Source organism: Legionella nigrisilvae, assembly GCF_977063395.2.
Genome location: NZ_CDRUGZ020000020.1, coordinates 464738 through 484739 on the forward strand (window position 1 = coordinate 464738; position 20002 = coordinate 484739).

Sequence of the window (20002 nt, forward strand, 5' to 3'; positions counted from 1 at the left end):
TACCTCAATTTGACCTTGATTGCAACACATTGGATTTTCTTGAAATCAATGACCCTGTATATTACTTCGATTGTTTATATATACTAGGTATGTGGTCGAAGAGTTGTGTAACATGAAACATTGAAGAACGAGCGAAATCTATCGTTGGACCATTTTTACTTTATAAATGACATTCTCAAAAAACATTCTCTAGGTCGTACCCAAAGATGGTAATCCCCGATCCCAATGATAAAGTGCTTTGTACACTATCATCTCTTCCCTTGTTTGACTATGACGAGCTTGACCAATAACTTCATATAATTTTTGGTTTTTATAATGTCTGTAATTTCCGTATATCCTCGGATCAGTTAACATTGGCTCTACACCAATAAAGGGCATTTCCATCTAGACCACGTTAAGAGTACCTTAATCTCCATGACCACGGAGATGTTTCCAATTTCCTGCATTAATCATCCAACAAAAAGTTGTTAACATTAATTTGAAATCAGTCAACTGAATAAATACTATAACGAGTCATGACTAATTGAGCTTTACCAAGGGAGATGTCAGTTCCTCCTGCATAGCTTTTTTGGCTAACAATACTTTGGTATATTCGAGCGTATCGACTAAGGCTTTATCAAAAGCCTTTTCATTTCCCTTCAATAATAAACTTGTTGCATTAATTTGATCAAACCCATCAATAAATGTGAATTTTTCCCGCACTTGCGATAATTCTAATACACCTAAAAATTCATTAAAAACGTGACCCCCACTATTGAATAAAAGACTTGACATAAAACACTTTAAAAAATTAGTAAATTTTTCTTGGGTATCAAAGACCTGCTTCTTTTCGTCCTGAAATTTTATCATTAGACGTAATTGGCATAATATTGTTCCTGATATAGAGCAGGAAAACGGATGAACCAACTTAGAAAAATTCAATTCAGGCCATGCAGCTTTTGGATTATAGGTATTTTGGTCCGATGGTTTAATAAAAGTAAATCCCGATTCTGCGTAAGCAATATCATTACGTGGTACTGGCATGGTGGTTTTCATCAAGCCAAAATGATTTGAAAAGAACGGTGATTTTCCAGAAAGAGACGTTGAAGTTGAACTGGAGATCGGTTTATCCTTAACCACTCGGCCTCTATTCTCTTCTGAGAAAAACCCAGTTCCATATAGATTCACAGGAACTTCAGGATTTCTAGCATGCAACACCCCTATCCAAGATACCCGGAGAATTAATAAGACTTTTTCTTTCTGTTCTGCGGATAATCCCTGATAATTTTCATGATGCTGAACTTTATGGAATGCGTCCATGTATTCCGTAGCAAAACCGTCTGTTTTGGGAGAAATCTTCCCATCGATAAAATCGTTGAATTTATCTCGACTTTCTTGAGGTAACGCATCATAAAGTACATTATTATATTGTAAAATATCTTTCTTGTTCATTTGGTCTAGAGAATTTACTAACGTTTCAAAAGCCAAATGGGTTTCAAAATAACGGCGAGAAGCATCTTCATCGATGTCTTTATTACTATATGAGATCGTATAATCTTTTGTTAATTGACTCTTTTGAAACAATTTTTGGATGTATGTTAAATCACTTGAAGAAACCACGCCTTGAATATAGTATTGTTTCAAAATATTGCAATGTGATGGGTCTTCTTTATATTTATCCATCAATAACAGTAATGCTTGCCCAAAAGATATTGTGACCATAAAAAAGCTGGAATGAAAATTAATTTACCAATAGTATAAATCTTTTACATTAAGTAAAGATTAAGAGAAAACATGGAATTTTTTAGTTTATTTGAGTAATTATGAAATCACAGTTAGAAACAAGCAGTAACACCTTTTTTGGATTCCGTTCGAAACTGCAAAAAATCGATTTGAAAACTACTGCAATCGATGAAGTAAAAGTGAGGTTAAATCGAACAAATAAACTATTTGGTAGTTTTGGTGAAACACTGGTTATTTTCCATGAGCCAGGTACTGCATTAGGACAATTTATTGTTAACTTCCAAAATGAATTACTTAACTATTTCACCAAAGCAGTTCAAAATCTAGAGTCCAAACAATTCGTAAGTGAGAAGGAAGAATCCTCGCAGCCCACTTTTTTTGCTCCGATTACTAACCCCCATACTACTATCGCTGCATTAAGAGTGATTGATTCATACGATGAAAACAGCTGGAATAATTGCCTTGTGCAATCCTATTTGTATACCAAACTAATGCAATATCCTCCCAAAAATGAAGAAATTGAAATTATTGAACGATGCAAACTTCTGATTTTGGATAACAGGAATTTAGACAACGTCCTTAATGAACTACCTCCAGCTCTTTTAAGGAAAATCTTAAGAATAGAAGACGAAGATATTGATGTTCTTCATTTTATTAAATCCCAAAGCCATAGCTCTTTAATTAATACCACAGCAGAGCAATCAATAGTTAACCAAATTCTTAACAATCCTAGCATTGAGTTGGAAATGGAATCCATTTCATTAAATGCAAACGGAAGCTTAGGAATAAAGTGGAAATTAAATGAGCAGATTCTGGATTTGCGAGAATCTCTTATTCAAATAGGTGCAATTGCTAAGCACGGTTCACAGGTACTCACAACAACCATAGGATATTTTCCAAATTGCTCTGAGGATTATCGCAATGAAATAAAACAAGTACTTCAAAACATAATTTTAAAAGTAGAATCGGGGTATGACTGCACTCCTAAATTTCTTTTAAATTTATATGAGCTGCAATTGGTTCAGTTTTCACGAAATGATTTACATCCTAATTACATTAAAAAAACTTTTTTTCTTGAGCAACAACATATTTCAAATATAATCCAGCAGCAAGAGTTTCCTGGCAACGATTTCCCTAAAAAAGGGTTGCTCTAATAAATGGCCCTTTCCTTTGAGCCAAAAAACTTTATAAGATGCGAACCGCTCCAGGATAAGCAAGACCTACGCTTGCTGAGAAAAATAGAAACACGGGGCTGAAAACTTTTTGAAATCGCATGCCTTCATAGATCATGCAATAAGATTATAAAAATATTATATAACCTAAATACAAATATTCTATTTTTATGTAAATGAGTATTTATGCTAGATTTCACTCTCGCTCTTTAAAAGGAAAACAAATGCCTTTTTTCTATAAAAAAAATGCCCAGATCCATGTGACAAATTCCATGGATGAATTGATATCTCATTCATTTCCCCTGGATGAAAAATCAGCGGGAAAAAGTGCTCATTATCAGGCTGTTGCCCCTATTATTTTTTCTTCGCAATACAAGCATTCTCTTTTAACGACAAGAAAAGACATACTCTTAGGGCAAGATTTTATAGATTTCATAGCACATCATAAGTTAACTTCGTTAGATAAGTATAATGGAGTTGATCTCTTGTATCTTTTAGCCTTAAGCCATGATACAGCTTTGCGTGCTGGAGTTTGGAAATTAGGCTCTCGGTCACATCTAAAAGCCACTGAAATTATCAGTAGACTATCAAAATTAGACGATCGCTTACCTCTTATGAAAGAAGCTCTGATAGCATGGAAAGAATTGTTTCTAGAAGCCAAATTTGCATTGCAACAAGAAGCAGGGATGTACCCAGATAGCACTCAAACTATGTTGAGTCAGATGAATTTATATGTTTCTACAAAAAACGACACAAATAATGAACGTCATAGAGAATCTCAGAGCGATCAAACAAGATTAGAAATAGAACGTGAGCAATTTCGTTTGTTGGAAAGAGCTTATTACAAAGAAAAGGATAGACATAACCAGCCTACAGAAATCCAATCGTATTACAGCGATGAGGAAGAGGAATATACTATTGCACAACAGCAGCAGCAGTGTTACTACAATTAATCTTTGTAATAAGGAAGGATTTAAAATTCTCTAATGACTGCCTCACCCGATATCTAGAGATAGAGAAACTTCGAGTAAAGAGTTTAACTAAGAATTCGGAAAATTTTAATAAGAAGAAATAATCCATGCCATACACTAATAAATGCCCAATCTCTTTCGAACCACTAACCGAAGAAAATGCTCTTTTAATAAAAGTTCCTAAGCAGAATAAGGAGGAAAAAGACATTTACTTCTATATTAGCGATGAGGAAACTCTGAGAAAGCTTTCTTCTTGCCCTTTATCAAGGCGAAAAGGCTATTATTATGCACTTAAATTATCAAGTAAAATCGAACTCTCTCACGAAAATGTTACTAGGGAAGATTTAGTAAGCAAGTTGCTGACAAGTAATGATATTAATACTCTTATTGATGATAATGAGGTTCTTGCCAAGATTGATACAGAAAACAAATTCAATTGGCAATTAAGAAGTTTCAAAGGGGAAATAACTAATAATCCACTAGGAACTCAGATCCAAGCTCTAGAGCAAACTGTTCCAGCTCTTAGACTTTTGCCTAATCGTCAATTTATAAGTGAATACAAGACAAATTTTTTGAGGCACCCTCCTCCACGAGAAAGAACTTTGGATTTCTTCTGGCCTGGTGATATGGCAACCTATTATCAAACACTTAATGAAATAATCAGTAATTCGTTAAAAGAAGAGCATGACTTATTATTTCTATTTAATACCTACAGACTTATATCTGAAATTGAGAGTAGCAGAATTAAAATTGCATTCCAAAATGCGGTGTACGTGCAATTAACTAGATATATAGCCGGGCTCTTAGTAACTACTAACACAATGTCTCTAATTGTTAATTTACTCGATGAAAGTTTTTCCTCTATTGGTTTAGGAGTATTTAATATTCTGTTTATCAATTCCGCTCAAAACAGCCTGGAACGTTTATTAAGAAAAAATAAGAAGCCGGATGCGCAGTCGATTTTTCATGCGATTTTTATTGATAGTATGATACAACTCACCAACCCCTTGGGAATTTATGAGATCGGTAAGAAGGCAGTATCTAATGCTTATGAATTTGTAAAATCCAATTTAAGTTTTTTCAGTAATAAATGGCTAAAATCAGAACCAGTACAATATGAATTACCGCCAGACTTAGCAAATGTTTATAGCTATTTAAATAGATAAGATTATGGTGAAAACATTGCTAATGTACTAAGAATAGGTCGAGCCTTAGCCCGACCTATTCTTGCTACTTCCTGCACAAGATAATGCCGAAGAAGATATTGGAAAGCACAAATTCCTTGAATTGTCTTTATCACTACGATCAATTATCATACAAAATTATAGTTTAACGAAAAACCCATGTCCAAAATACAAAAAATCCTAGTAATTGGCGCCGGTGTCGCCGGCCCTGCTGTATGCTACTGGCTAAAAAAATTTGGCTTCTCACCCACACTAATTGAAAAAAATTCTTCTATGAGAAAAGGTGGTTACGCGATCGACATTCGTGGAATTGCCACGAGTTTAGTTAAAAAGATGGGCATATATGAAGAGATTTATGCGAAACGGACTCAGTTACAAAATGGCTGTTATGTAAATGTCCAGGGCGATATCCTGCATCAAGAAGAAGGGGCAAAGTTTGGTTTTAGAAAAGAAGATGAGGTTGAGCTTGTTCGCGGCGACTTAATTGAGATCTTAATGCAGTTAATTAAAGACATTCCTTGTTATTATGATCGAACTGTAGAGCAAATAGAACAGCAAAAAGACGGGTTAAAAGTTATCTTCAATGGCGGCCTTACTGAACACTACGACTTAGTAATAGGAGCTGATGGCTTACATTCATCCACCCGACGAATGATTTTCTCTAAAGAAGAATATAACTTGGTTTCTCTTGGTTCATATATTAGTGTATGTAGCATACCTAATTATCTTAATTTAAATAAGAGTGAGCTTCTTTTTGAATTGGATCAAAAACTTATCCATCTAAGTAACGATCGGACCCCAACTAGGGCGCATGCTGGTTTTATGTTTCGTTCTAATCACCAATTAAATGATATTCGCGATGAACAGGAACAGAAAGAATTTCTTCGCACTACCTTTAGGGATCTAGGCTGGGAATCAAATAAAATACTTGACCTTATGGAACAAAGTAATGATTTTTATTTTGATGCGATAATGCAAGTAAAAATGAAGTCGTGGACTAAAGGAAGAGTTGCCCTCCTTGGTGATTCTGGTTATTGCGCCTCACCTTTGTCCGGCCAAGGAACAAGTTTAGCCTTAGTGGGCGCTTATATTTTAGCAGGGGAATTACAAGCAGCTAGAGATAACTATGCTCATGCCTTTAATAAATATAACCAGTTACTACGTCCTTATGTGCAGATGAATCAAGATTTTGGCGTCTGGGTTAGTAATACCTTTCTTTTGCCTGATGAGGTCTCTAAAGAAGCAGTGGAAGAAAGAGCAGCTAAAGCAATGACTGAACTACACAATGCGGCTCATGCTATGGTCCTGCCAGAGTATCAAACAACTTGCTAAGATACCAAACGTCATTATCCTTTTAATATTTGTAGCTTTCTGTTAGTGAACATTGTTCTTTTTCGATTTCTGTTATATCAGTTAACTTTGTCGCTAATAGATGTTTCGCATCGGGAGTGATCGTTTGTAAAAGAATCAAATCAACCAATTCTCTGGGGATATTTGCTCGACGAGCTGCCAATCTAAAAAAAAGTTGACTGTCGACAAAGGCATCTCTCTCATGTTTTATTTGCGGCAAAACAAAGGATGAGACATTAAGTTCATCGCCTTTTCTAAAAGCCACCATAGCGTCACCACCTGTCAATATATGAAGTTCAAGGAATTTCTCTACTTCACCGGCGTCCTTAATGATTTGCATTGTTAAATTATGGGTATTAAATAAAAATAAGTTATTATTTATATGGATTAATAAGTGTATTGAATCCGGAAAAACCGCCATCTTTATATTTCGAAGATTAAAATTATTTGGTAGATCAAGGTCACCCCAATTCCATTGTTTGATACACGATCCAGCTACAGGATCCCATATTTGGAGACCATCGTGGTGTGGATAATAGGTAAGCAGGTACCCATTAGGAAAGACAAGATACTTTCCTCCTAAAAGATATATTTCTCCCTGAGTATCAGGTGCTCCCAATTGAATTTGATTTAATTCTTTAACTTTATTAGTTTGGGAATTAATTTCTAGAATTAATAGCGTAAATTCAAATGGATTCGAATTATGAATATGACAGCAATAACGATTTTGTCCCAAAGAGGTTACATTGGTAAATTCTCCCGTATCATAATACCCAAGATTCTTCTTAGGTTGCGTTTTCAGTTCTTCTTGATGTACTGGGATAAACTTATCTTCATGCCAGCCATAAATGAATAAAAAATAGGGGCGCTTATGCTCGACGAAATCAATCACAAAAAAATTATCATTATCTAGCAATCCTACCAAATTTCGGCTAAAAGGGCATTCTTGGGATGAAATAATACTCAAGTCCTCAGCAGAAATTTTTATGAGTTGTTGGTTTAATTTGACTAAGATAGAACCATCTTGAAAGATACCCAATAAGTTAAAGCGATAAAAACAGTCATCAAAATCCTTTTCACAAATTGCTGTCTCCAGATTTGTAGCTAAAAAGATTTTAAGGATTACTTTCTTTTTCTCATAATCCTTAAAGACGTGTAACACTTTTTTGTTGGGGAGATTATAGTATGTTGGAAAGGGAGTCCATTTACCCTGAATTTCAACTTTAGTTGATAATGCGTTAGTCTCTTTTTTAAAAAACATGTTTTTTCTCCAAATCTATTAAATTCATCTATATATTGAATTGAAACTCTCGATGATGTGAGGTTGTTAGGGCATTTCTTGCGCTATAATTCTTGAGCTGTGACAGCTTTTCAATGACTAAGTTTTCGAAGAATAAATATTAGCGGGCAGATTGTATTTAAATAATCTAATCTGAGAAAGAGTAATTTTAGAAATTAATTTAGTCCAAAATGGAAATAACAGCATTTAGCATCAATAAACATATGCCATTAATTCTTCATGGACATTAAGGGATGGTGCTAGTTACTTGCACATAGAGCGTTGTCTATCTATATTTAAATTAATTTTTGTTTAAAAAATGCTCATCGATTTAAAAAATATATTTCGCGAGTGTTATCCTTCTGGTTGGTACGAGTTATGGCGCATGAGGAACTTTATAAAGAAATTGTTGAATTAATAAAAAAACAAGATGCTGACAAGCTTCAAGATATTCTAGCAAAAAATAAACATATAAAAGAATTACCCAAGTTAGTTGATGATGAGGGGAATACACTATTCCATCATCTGATAAAGTCAGGAAATCTATCGCTCATGAGAGCAAGCCAAGCTTATGAAAGAGGTTTCGCCGCCAGTTATGCTATAAGAAATAAAGAGGGTAAAATACCCTATCAATGCGTTGCTGATGTTGAAAGCTCCCAATTCAGAGAAGCTGCCGCTCGAGTTTTTGGGCCGTCCTGGAGGCAAGCGCATATTTTAAATCAATTTATTGTATATTTAAAAATACAAAATCAGCTTAAACCCGATGACTACAAGGAAGAGGATATTACAGCTATTATTGACGCCCTAAACGAAGGCCATTGTAATGGACTGTCTGCAATTTGGTTAGAGTTATGGCTAAAAAATAAAGAGAATAAATATTATGAATTATTCTCAGACATTGTTTATTGGGATTGTTCCGTTGAACAATTAAGTGAAGGGTTAAAATCAAAATTTGAAGTTGCCATTTCACTAACCAGAATGTATCAAATGGATCGAGAAAAATTGAATCATGAAAAACGACAAGTAGCTAATTCAAAACTGGCCGTAAGAGAGCAGATACTTCGAGAAAAACAGCTCTTATCTGAAGAGCCATTATCTATTGACGATATCGAATTACCAAAAGAATTAATAACAGTGCCTGATTTTTTTAGTCGACATCAAAAGATGTGGCATACTTATGTAGACACATTAAGCGAGGAAAAATTTTATCAAGGACAATTTACCATCAATTCTCTTGCTTTTTTATTGGGTCAATTGGAGAGCCTGGAAAAAGGAATGGCCCTTCACTGTCATAATCATGTAGTTTCTGCTGGAATCAAGAATGGGACTTTATATCTATTTGATTCAAATTATGACAAGCAAACAGGGAAAGAAACCATTCCCAGAGAATTCAATTTAAGAAGTCAAAGCGGACAAATTGAAGCAGCAAAAGAAATTTATAAACAACTTTTTTTTAGAGCGCCTCCAGAAATAAATACTTTTTTTGAGTTTGACAGGGTGAGCATTCTCGATTTAAAAACCCGTCCTCAATATACTCATTACCCCAGTGACATTGATATTAAAAATAATGCAAAAGAAGCGCAAGCACATGCGTTTTATAAAACAGTTGAAGAAAAGAATTTCAATGAAATTGATCCTTTTGAATTTGCACGTTTGAGCAATTACTTTGATTCTGTTTTAGATAAAACCGAATTAGCCAATTTATATGGAAAAACTGTTTTTGAAAAAAATTCAGTCAATCAAATTATTGAAGGAGATTGGGGTTATATATCCCCTTTGAATATATTAATAGAAACTACTAATAATACGAATGCATTAAATAGTTTATTAAGAAATGGCGCAGATCCCCATCTCATAGTGGGAGATAAAAGTGCCCTTGAAAAAGCAAGATATGAAAGAAATGAAATTTTAGAACATTGTATGGAAGAACATATTAAACGAATCTCTGCTCCTACTGAGCATAAAAAGCAATTGGAGCTAAAATGCCACATGAATATTATAAAAATACCCGCTAACGAACGGGACCAGAATATTCTCGCTGTCCTCAATGTACTGAATAGCCCTATACTTAACAATAAGGACAACACAACTCCTGATGTAGTGCAAAGTATCAAAGCGATTGTAGAGCAGATTGATTCTCACGACATAGAGCATATTTCTGAAAAAATTAGAGAAATTAAAGGTTTAATTAAAGCCCATGATAGAGATAGAGAAGATAATTTTTATGTTTTAAACATTCTGGATACATTTGAAAACGCTACAAATGATAATTTCAAAAAAATTCGTGAATTGCTCTCTTTAGTTCCCGAATTTAAAAAAATTCTGGATGCTCCTATGGTTGAGTCCAGATCTTCTTTGGGATAGTTTAGCAGACTAGAACTGATTCTTATTAATTTTTCGGAGAGAAACTATTATCTTTTTCACCAAATGCAAATCCCCATCTTTATAAATAGGACGCCCCTTAATGAATCTCTTTCGTTGTCTTGAATTCTTCAGCCATAAAAATTAATGCCTTATGTTAGAGTTATTATCACTTTAGAACTAAGTTTAATTCAAAATAAAGGCAATTGAATGCCCTCATAGATCTTTTCTAATTTGGTTCCTTGCCTAACAATCTTAGTGAATTATCAAAAAATCTTCAGATCAACCTACGCTTGCTAAGCTTTGTTTAATTTTAAGAGAAACTTATGGGAGAACAAGTTTTTGCCCAACTCAAATATAGTGTCGTCCTCAGGTATTCCATTTTTTGAAACTGATTTTATTCACAGCCATCATTTAAATTTTTGAACATCAATATTTGCTCATAGTGCATACGTGTTGCTCGAACTTCGATTAGAAATACTATACTAATTATCATAAATCCAAAATTCGGATGATCCAAAAAATCATCTTATTCCAAAGTATTTCTTTCCACGGAGTTATCATGAGAGAAAAATCTAAACGAAAGGCACAATTCCAGGCTTCGCCAATTGGAGCAATCCCGAGTTTTGATGCGCATGAAACCTCCCTTGATTATGTAAAGCTGGGGGAGATTTTTGCTTATTATAGAAACAAACTTGGGATCCGTTTGATAAGAAATGGAGATTTTAATACGCCTGTCCTACAAGCTAATATCAAGGGTTTTGCTGCTCAACTTGATGCAGTTACCGCTAAAACGTTTCCATACTATAATTTTTTAAAAATATGCGAATTCAGTGATTCTGATAAGTCAAAGTCACATGCACACCTTTTAACTAAAGAGCTAAATGAGCTTTATAGTTTTCTGAAATCTAAAGGATTTCTGGAAAATAACAGATTAAAGGAAGATCTAAAATCAGAACAAATACTTGAGATTGAGAATTTTTGCCAAACAAATTTATCTGCTCAAGCTAAAGCCAAATTAGAAGGAAGAATAAAACGTTTAAGATCAGACTTTGCCTCTAAAATGCACACTTGTTGCTTAACAAAAGAGCAAGCAATCGATGAAATGCTCGATATCCAAAAGTCCCTTGGTGAAGATGAGATGGTTGGATATGTATTTACAAACAATGTGCGTAGCCAAAGGAGCAATGTACATTTTGAAGCCGTTATAATTACCAAACATGAAATTATTAAACCAGTAGAATGGGGGTTCGACAAACTTCCAAAGGAAATATTAGATCATACAGATAAAGGATTAAACGCGGCTACCTTTTTCTCTCCTAGAGCAGACTTGCTCTCTGATAAGGGCCGCCCCCCTCAACAGCAGGTGGATCAAAGCCATTCCGGTGCCCTTTGTGTTTTATATCTCAAAAAATTATTGCAGGGTAATGGTAAAGCACTCTTTGAAGACAGTTTAAGAATTCCGCTTTATGATGAAAACAATAAGCTAAATTATGTTTTTATTCCGCCACCCAATATTATGCAATACTCACAAAATGATAAATTTATAAAATTTTACCAAATGCTTATGGGAAGAAAAATGGAGATTTCCTCAGATCAACCAACCCCTCATGATCTGCAACAATTATTGCTGGAATCAAGAATAAGAGCGCGTTTGTTAGGGGATCGTAAGACCGCTGAACTCAATCAGAATCTAATTGATAAATTTGATGCTTTTAGTGAGAAATGGTTGCGAGGTTGTGACGAGGCTTGTGAAAAACGGGACGCAATGTTGTTTATTGATAACGATGAGACCAGTTATAACATCTATCTTGCTTACGCTGCAAAAAGATTACTAGATAAAGTGCATTCACCTAAAGAAGAAAGAGTTGAGCAGGATTCAACCACTGGAAAGAAACAGAAAAAAGAACAGGAAGATACTAATGTCCACCTAAACGATTCTCAAGAGCTTGCTGTAGAGGCCAGAGTAAACGCATCTCAGACAGAAGGCCCACCTCAGACATCCCTACCCCAAACCGATCGACCCTCTATTTCTAGCCAGGCAAAGGAAAAATTTAAAGCAGATTTGCAAGATTATGTTTTTAAGCGCATGTCCGAAGCAGGGAGTCACGATTTTGCAGCTCATCATCGTACAAAGATAATTACGCTTAAATTTGGCTATAGTGCTGAACAAAAAATAGCAGCAGTAAATAAACTGATTTATGCTTTAGATATGCAAGATAAGCTTGAAGACAGACCAAAAGAAATGAAATTAACTGAGACTGATATTGGCGCATTGACTACTTCCAGGCTTTATAAAAATGTGATTAAGAAACACCTGGAGCTGTTTAATCAAATACTTGAGAAATTACCGGAGAATCAGAAGGTAGATAACTTTAGCCCCGATATCTGATGATTATTTTGTTCCTATACCGGTTTAGCAATTAATGTTTTTTTGTTTTGGTAAGCATAGGCTAGGCAGTAAGCCCAGCGTCCGATCCTGATGTTTACCCGGAAATTAATTATTAATTTAAAAGCATAAATAATAACGTAAATATCAGCAAATTCATCAGAGCATTTGCTGGGAACACACAAAGCGCTATAAAAATTGTTAATTGTACTCCTAAATTAGGCTAAACTTATTTTTATATCCTCAAGGGAAGAGATTAAAAATGAAAAAGATTGCTTTAGAGGAGGCGATTGTTGTCCCAGGCCGAGATTTAATTTTAGAACACAAAAGCCATTTCGAATTTAGTCAAAACTTAGCTCGTTTAAAAGATATTCATGAACTAAGAATTGAGAGTATGGATGAAGCTGGAATTGCCCTCTCAGTGCTTTCTGTAACCACTCCAGGATTACAATCATTAGCGATAGCAGCGCAATTAGAATCTTGCGCCCAAAAGTGGAATGATTATTTAATAGACTGCGTTAATAAATCCCCTGATAGATTTCGCGCCTTTGCATGCCTACCTACTTATGCACCAGAACTTGCAATCAAAGAACTTGAACGCATTCAAGGTGCTAAAGAAATCGTTGGTTGCCTTATAAATGGTTATGATAGTAGTAACTATACACCGGCAAAATATCTTGATGAAAAAGCTTTTGATGAGTTTTGGGGATACATTCATAGCAATAACATTCCAGTTTATATACACCCTAGAGGAATCCCTGAAGAAAGAATAGCTACATATTCACCTTACGCAGCATTACATGGCTCAGCATGGGGATTTCATATTGAAACAGCTGAACATGTTTTGCGCTTAATGCTATCAGGACTTTTCGATAGGTATCCTAACCTTAAAATTATCATTGGTCACATGGGGGAAATGCTTGCATTTTGGGCTTGGCGACTTGATCATCGACTAAAGGAAGAAGGTTGGCGTGAAAAAATTGAATGTAAAAAAACAATTACAGAGTATCTCAATACTAATATCTTCCTAACAACAAGCGGTTTTTTTGATACTCCTTCTTTGATGCATGCAATTTCTACCGTGAGTACAGATAGAATAATGTTTTCAGTTGACTATCCTTATGAAGATAATTTGAAAGCAAGTAAATGGTTGGATTCAGTACAATTGAACGATGAAGATAAAATGAAAATAAGTTACTTAAATGCTGCGAACTTATTGAAAATTTAAATCTACGAACATTTTCCATCTGTAACCTTTAAGTTAAGGTGGCTCCAGCGCAAAGACCATGTAGGTTCATTCTTAATTATATATCGTCAAATTCATAATGACTTAAAAACATTATTTTGGGACATTCCTTTGTCCTCATCCTTCGAATAAAAAAGGGGGGGGTTATTTACTCACTACCCTACTCCGTCACCCACAGGAAAATCAACAACTCTAATAAATCGGGGTAATTTACATACGTTTATTGAATAAGTTAACCTCATCGAATAAAGTTATGTGGGTGCAAAGATTTGAGTTACCTAGTATTTACAGTGTCACAATTATCGATTTTATTTCGTTATATTACCACATAGGGGGTCACACATAGGGGTTAGGTCTAGGCTTTTTGACTTTTTATATACCACATAGTATTACCACATAGGGGTCAGGCCTTGAATTTTGCATTGCACCTATGAGCCAATAAAAACCATAAAATTCAAAACTCAAGGCCTGACCCTATATATGCAGTGACTAGCCTTTGTTTTTTAGATCATATCGATCTAAGGTCATGACTTTAGACCAAGCCTTTACAAAGTCTTTGAGGAATTTTTTCTGACTGTCCTGAGTCGCGTAGACTTCAGCAACGGCTCTGAGTTCTGAGTCTGAGCCAAAAACCAGATCCACAGCGGTAGCTTTCCATTTGACCTTATCCGTTTTGCGGTCGTGACCTTCGAATTGGCCTTTGGAGGATGAGGGCTTCCATACCGTTGACATATCCAATAAATTCACAAAAAAATCATTGCTCAAAGTGCCAGGTTTCTTGGTCAATACTCCATACTCTGACTGATCGTAGTTTGCATTGAGTACGCGCATGCCCCCAACCAACACAGTCATTTCAGGTATGGTCAGATTGAGCATGCTGGCTTTGTCAACCAGCATTTCCTCTGGTGAAGTTTTGGTTTCGCTGGTGTAATAGTTACGGAAGCCATCCGCTTCTGGTTTTAACCAGGTAAAAGACTCTACATCGGTTTGCTCCTGACTAGCATCCGTTCTGCCGGGATAAAAAGGTACAACCAGGGTTTGATCGGAGTCTTTGGCTGCTTGTTCAATTGCCACCGCACCACCAAGGACAATGAGGTCGGCTAAAGATATTTTTTTATTATTGGTTTGTGCTTTGTTGAAGTTTTGCTGCACTTCCTCCAGCTTTGAGAGCACTTTTGCAAGCTCTTGTGGATTGTTAACCGCCCAATTTTTTTGCGGTTCTAAGCGAAGTCTTGCACCATTTGCCCCTCCGCGCATATCTGTCCCTCGGAAGGTGGAAGCCGATGCCCATGCCGTTCTTACTAGCTCAGGGATGGTCAGACCGGTTTTCATGATTTCTACTTTAAGCGCCTTGACGTCGTTACTATCCACTAAAGTATAATCCACTGGTGGCACTGGGTCTTGCCAGATAAAGATTTCTTTAGGCACTTCAGAACCAAGATAGCGGGAGCGAGGCCCCATATCGCGGTGAGTTAACTTAAACCAGGCTTTTGCAAAGGCTTCGTCAAATTCTTTTGGATTATCTTTAAAGCGCTCAGCAATTTTCTTATACTTCGGATCAAATTTTAACGCCAGATCCGTAGTCAACATCATGGGCGCATGTCTTTTGTTCGGATCAAAAGCATCGGGAACTAAGTTTTCAGCTGCTTTATTATCAGGCTTCCATTGGGTTAGCCCGCCTGGGCTTTTAGTTTGAACCCAGTTAAAAGTGAAGAGATTTTGTAAATAATTATGGCTCCATTTATCAGGGGTCACGGTCCAAGCCCCTTCTAAGCCACTGGTGATTGTATCCGGGCCTTTCCCAGTTTTGTATGAGTTTTTCCAGCCAAATTGTTGTGCTTGAATAGGAGCGTTTTCAGGGGCTGGTCCAACGTGTTTAGCACCAGGTGCAGCACCATGAACTTTTCCAAATGCGTGCCCCCCGGCAATGAGTGCAACCGTTTCTTCATCATTCATTGCCATACGCCCAAAAGTAATGCGGATATTTTTTGCAGCAGCGACTGGGTCTGGCTTGCCATTAGGGCCTTCAGGATTAACATAGATAAGTCCCATGACCGTTGCTGCAAATGGTTCTTGCAGTTTACCGTCTTTCGTTTCTCGATTGCTGGCCAGCCATTTACCTTCAACACCCCAATTGACCAATTCAGGTTCCCAATCGTCAATGCGCCCACCGGCAAAGCCTAGTGTTTTGAACCCCATTTGCTCCATAGCGACGTTACCCGCTAATATCATTAAATCCGCCCATGATATTTTAGCTCCATATTTTTGCTTAATAGGCCACAAAAGCCGCCGAGCTTTATCCAAGTTTGCATTATCCGGCCAACTGTTTAACGGAGCAAATCGTTGCTGGCCGCCGCCGGCTCCGCCCCGACCATCATAGATGCGATAGGTTCCAGCACTGTGCCAGGCCATGCGGATAATTAACGGGCCATAATTACCATAGTCGGCTGGCCACCACTCTTGAGAAGTGGTCATCATATTGGCTAAGTCTTTTTTAACCTCCTGCAGGTCTAGTGTATTGAACGCTTCAGCATAATTAAATTGTTCCCCCATCGGGTTAGAAGTGGCATTGTGCTGCCGCAAGGGGCTTAAATCTAATTTTTTAGGGAACCAGTAACGGTTTGTTTTGACTTTTTCCTGAGCAAAGGGTTGGGGACTTGCTATTATTGGCGCACTTGCCACAGCCAAAACGGCAATAAGAGTCGTCCTTAATCTAATCATTATTCTTTTCCTTTTGGGGTTTTGATAAACGTTTAAAATAGCATATAGAAAAAAAAAAATCCTATATTTCAATAGGCTACCTACTCATCGCGTAAACTCCCGATCACATAGGGGTCAGGCCTTGAATTTTGCATTGCACCTATGAGCCAATAACAACCATAAAATTCAAAATTCAAGGCCTGACCCTATATATGTGTGACCCTATATATGTGTGACCCTATATATGTGTGACCCTATATATGTGTGACCCTATATATGTGTGACCCTATATATGTGACCCTATATATGTAGTTATTTCTAAGTTAGGTTATTTTTAGATTTACGAACAATTAATCAAGATCAATGAATAAGCGAAAAAATTTGACTATCAAAAAAGTACCTATTTGGGCAAGGAAATCTTATTTATATCAATCGAAAGTCTAAATTTTATTGGAGCGTCCAGATTTATATCAGCATCCGGTATTCTCTCAATCACAAAAGGAATTTCTTTCTTAATGTTATGGATTACGACATTGATAAACATTATTTCAGCCACTTCCAGTAAAGAATTTACAATTGCCTCCATTTCCTCTGTTATTGGATATGGTTCTTCCCCTGTTATATTCCATTGCGGAACTACAATAGTTTTATTATTTGGAGTCAACCTGAAATTTTCAATTATTGTTTTTTTGTGTTTTTTTGGATGTTCTTGAAAATTTCGTAACTCGATGATTCGCCTAATATAAGGAGCGTTTGGAAGAATAAACTCTTTTAAGAAAACAGAGTCGTTATCAAGCACGGATGATAGTGAAACAATAAGATGGTCGAAATTATTATCTTCTCTTGAAAGTTCAAAAAAATAAAAGGTAACGTACATATATGCTTTACAACTCGTTTCGCTTTTATTAAAAAGCTATCACACTCGCTTGTTAAATTTTGCACGTGAGGAAATGGATTAAGAGCACGACCTTTTTCAGAAGTTACGCCTTGAGTTTGTAGCTTTAATGTTATTTTATTTACTTCGGCCCTTACCCTTTTAGCAATTTGATCACAAACCAAAAGATCTTCCTTGCAAGAATGCAGCAAAGATATAACTCCATCCTTATCAATCTCTTTTTCAAACCAAGCTGCTTTAAGAATTTCACTTCCTTGTAAAAGAATGCGTGAAACTATTGGACTCTGCGAGCCTACATCACTTATAGGCATGATAACCCACATTGCATTGGGATTTGTCTGTTCAGGGTCAATACTCTCGGGAGATTGAACACGATAGGTCTTATCAACCTTGTACATCTCCAAGAAATCATTACAGGAACACATTCCTGTAATACCCCCAGTACCCCCTCTAATTCAAATGAGCCAGCAGCATGTCTTGGTAATAGTTTCTTATCCATAATTCCATTTCACCTGGAGAAGGAGAGTTACTTCAGGAGCATTTAAAGAAACGTGATGAAGCAATAAATCAGTTTGAAATTTAATTATACCAAATTAACAGTTATCTTCTAATTCATAAATTAGAGAGATGGATTTGTTGACATTGCAAGATCTACAATTTCACTTTTTAAGAGTTAATAGACATCCGTGTCTAATTAATCGATTTAATGTGCAAAAACATTGGGTTTTGGGACACCTAATCCTTTAAAAACAATATAAATAAATATACCCACATGGCTGTTGGCTTCAAGTTCCTACTATAATTAATTTTAAATAACCAACTTATCGACAACTTCACTATGAATTTTTACCTTCTTTGGCTTAGATTAGCATGCATCTTTACCATAATGACTGGTATAACAAGCTTACTTGCAAGTTACCCTACGACTGACTTTTTTTGGAGAGAACTTTTTAATCTCTTAAACTCATATGCCTCAAACATCGACTTTGATTCAACATCCCGAGCATTAAATGCCGTCCTTGGAGGTGTCATGATTGGTTGGGGCTGGATGATGTTTTGCCTTTCTCATCCAAAAATATTTAATGAGTCTATACGTAAGATTATGTTGTCAGCTTTAATAATTTGGTTCCTTACTGATTCATTGGGCTCATATGCATCCGGATTGGTGATGAATATTGTTCTAAATATAGTGTTCCTATGTCTTTTTTTAATACCATTGGTAATTTTAAAAGAGAAAGATTTGGTTGATCTTAATAATTGATAACTAACTCAGGGGGATTTACCACAGGTTTATCCTATTCTGCACAAAATAAGTAGGGTCAGGCCTTGAGTTTTGAATTGAAACTAAAAGATTAATAAATATCTTTAAATTCAAAATTCAAGGCCTGACCCCATTGGTGTTCAAGGCCTGACCCCATTGGTGTATCTGCTTATCCTTGATCTGGAACTTTATCGCAACAAAGTTATTCCATTATGGTTTTTTCACTTGCGTCTTAACGCGACGATAGTTGTTATTTTGCTGCTTTTCATTACGGCGTGCTACTCATGATATTTCATATACCCATCATGGGTTCAGTTGATATAGAGTTATCTTGAAGAGCCATGAAACTAACGTCTATATAATTTTTGTGACACGGGCTTTAATGCTCTCAAATTTATTTAGTTAAATTGCAAACTATTCTAAGGGCCAGCTCATGTGCATTAAGCCACGTATCTTCTATGCGTGACCTGCTGCACCAATCACCGACAGATGCCAATTGTAAGACCTTATCAAAATAAGATTCATTTTTTGTTTTGTCACCATTTAGCTTATCCAGCAAAGCATAGCGCCATCGATGCAAGGAAAAATAGTCCGGATCGCTTATATCAAATTTTAAAATTTGCTGCAGTTCATCACGTAAAAAACACTCTGTTTTGTCCAAATCATCATCTACATGCGCTTGTGCCCACCTATTACTGGAATGCACAACCAATGTTGTTAGATTGTGGTTGCGCCCTGGCTTAGTGGAGTTAACGGCGATCCATTCCAAAGGACTATTCAAAATATTTGCAGCCATCCATGAATGCCCCCATTTTTTATGAAATCCAAACATGAGAGAATAACAAGCCAAAAATTTACTCTGGTTTAAGATCGAGTCCTGAGGCAAAAATTTATCAAAAAGATGTATCGTTTGCACAGGTGGTGCTGTTGAAATAACCCAATCATAGTAACCCAATCCACTTCCATTTTTATCGAACAACTCCCAGCCTTGCTTACTTTTTTCACCAAGAGGCGCAATATCACAATTAAGATTAATCTTTATATCTTCAGCCAGTTTTTTACAAAGATTGTTCATTCCAGGCGTGACGACATAGTGCGGCTCGAACCATATCCGGTCAGTCATCTTCTTGCCCTTTTCAAAAGTTACAACTTTCCCTTGCCATTCTTGTACCAAACCAGAAGAAAAATGCGGAGCGAGAAATTGTTTAAAATGTTTGTTGCGTACAGTGAAAAACTGTGCACCATTATCAAAATAAAATTCGTCGGCGTATCGGGTAGACATGCGCCCACCAACGCCCCTGGCTTTCTCAAAAACAGTAACTTCAGCATGGTCGCCAATAACATTTGCAATTGTTAATCCTGATAAACCTGCGCCCACTATGGCAATAGATAATTTCATAAATTAAATCCTTTGATAACAGACAAAAAAAAAATACGCGTTCAAATCATCTCGTTTAAAACTAAAATATTTC

At 36.2% G+C, this 20002-nt stretch carries 14 protein-coding genes; 7 read left to right on the plus strand and 7 right to left on the minus strand.

From position 1 onward, the window contains the following. Positions 1 to 189 precede the first annotated feature (189 nt). Positions 190 to 384: a DUF1653 domain-containing protein gene (locus ACWTE2_RS10715; RefSeq protein WP_454785362.1), complete on the minus strand. Its 195-nt coding sequence runs from the start codon at positions 382 to 384 to the stop codon at positions 190 to 192. 135 nt (positions 385 to 519) lie between these two features. Continuing rightward, the gene (locus ACWTE2_RS10720; RefSeq protein ID WP_454785363.1) at positions 520 to 1701 is read right to left on the minus strand and encodes a hypothetical protein; all 1182 of its coding nucleotides are present in this window, start codon (positions 1699 to 1701) and stop codon (positions 520 to 522) included. Between the two features lie 101 nt (positions 1702 to 1802). Here ACWTE2_RS10720 and ACWTE2_RS10725 point away from each other — a divergent pair, with 101 nt between their 5' ends. From ACWTE2_RS10725 to ACWTE2_RS10740, 4 genes are all read left to right on the plus strand, one after another. Then, positions 1803 to 2876: a hypothetical protein gene (locus ACWTE2_RS10725; RefSeq protein ID WP_454785364.1), complete on the plus strand. Its 1074-nt coding sequence runs from the start codon at positions 1803 to 1805 to the stop codon at positions 2874 to 2876. A gap of 242 nt (positions 2877 to 3118) precedes the next feature. Beyond that, positions 3119 to 3847, plus strand: coding sequence for a hypothetical protein (locus tag ACWTE2_RS10730; protein WP_454785365.1), 729 nt, complete (start codon positions 3119 to 3121; stop codon positions 3845 to 3847). Positions 3848 to 3972: 125 nt separating this feature from the next. Next, positions 3973 to 5031 carry a hypothetical protein gene (locus ACWTE2_RS10735; RefSeq protein ID WP_454785366.1) on the plus strand — a complete coding sequence of 353 codons (1059 nt, stop codon included), beginning with the start codon at positions 3973 to 3975 and terminating at the stop codon, positions 5029 to 5031. A gap of 177 nt (positions 5032 to 5208) precedes the next feature. Then, positions 5209 to 6381 (plus strand): tetracycline destructase, encoded by a 1173-nt coding sequence (locus tag ACWTE2_RS10740; protein WP_454785367.1) that lies wholly within the window; start codon positions 5209 to 5211, stop codon positions 6379 to 6381. Positions 6382 to 6403: 22 nt separating this feature from the next. Here the strand turns inward: ACWTE2_RS10740 and ACWTE2_RS10745 are convergent, their stop codons facing one another. Further along, on the minus strand, positions 6404 to 7660 hold the full coding sequence (locus tag ACWTE2_RS10745; RefSeq protein WP_454785368.1) for a hypothetical protein: 1257 nt from the start codon (positions 7658 to 7660) through the stop codon (positions 6404 to 6406). Between the two features lie 396 nt (positions 7661 to 8056). Here ACWTE2_RS10745 and ACWTE2_RS10750 point away from each other — a divergent pair, with 396 nt between their 5' ends. From ACWTE2_RS10750 to ACWTE2_RS10760, 3 genes are all read left to right on the plus strand, one after another. Further along, positions 8057 to 10042: a hypothetical protein gene (locus tag ACWTE2_RS10750; RefSeq protein ID WP_454785369.1), complete on the plus strand. Its 1986-nt coding sequence runs from the start codon at positions 8057 to 8059 to the stop codon at positions 10040 to 10042. 559 nt (positions 10043 to 10601) lie between these two features. Beyond that, positions 10602 to 12431 carry a hypothetical protein gene (locus tag ACWTE2_RS10755; protein WP_454785370.1) on the plus strand — a complete coding sequence of 610 codons (1830 nt, stop codon included), beginning with the start codon at positions 10602 to 10604 and terminating at the stop codon, positions 12429 to 12431. Positions 12432 to 12690: 259 nt separating this feature from the next. Continuing rightward, complete coding sequence (locus ACWTE2_RS10760) at positions 12691 to 13656, plus strand: amidohydrolase family protein (RefSeq protein ID WP_454785371.1); 966 nt, start codon at positions 12691 to 12693, stop codon at positions 13654 to 13656. Positions 13657 to 14163: 507 nt separating this feature from the next. Here ACWTE2_RS10760 and katG read toward each other — a convergent pair. From katG to ACWTE2_RS10780, 4 genes are all read right to left on the minus strand, one after another. Continuing rightward, entirely contained in the window at positions 14164 to 16395 is a 2232-nt protein-coding gene (gene katG, locus ACWTE2_RS10765; protein WP_454785372.1) for a catalase/peroxidase HPI, read from the minus strand. A 379-nt stretch (positions 16396 to 16774) separates the two neighbouring features. Next, positions 16775 to 17173, minus strand: a complete 399-nt coding sequence (locus ACWTE2_RS10770; RefSeq protein WP_454785373.1) for a hypothetical protein — start codon at positions 17171 to 17173, stop codon at positions 16775 to 16777. Continuing rightward, the gene (locus ACWTE2_RS10775; protein WP_454785374.1) at positions 17146 to 17580 is read right to left on the minus strand and encodes a hypothetical protein; all 435 of its coding nucleotides are present in this window, start codon (positions 17578 to 17580) and stop codon (positions 17146 to 17148) included. The genes ACWTE2_RS10770 and ACWTE2_RS10775 overlap by 28 nt, the downstream gene beginning before the upstream one ends. Before the next feature lie 1344 nt (positions 17581 to 18924). Then, the gene (locus ACWTE2_RS10780) at positions 18925 to 19929 is read right to left on the minus strand and encodes an NAD(P)/FAD-dependent oxidoreductase (protein WP_454785375.1); all 1005 of its coding nucleotides are present in this window, start codon (positions 19927 to 19929) and stop codon (positions 18925 to 18927) included. Positions 19930 to 20002 lie beyond the last annotated feature (73 nt).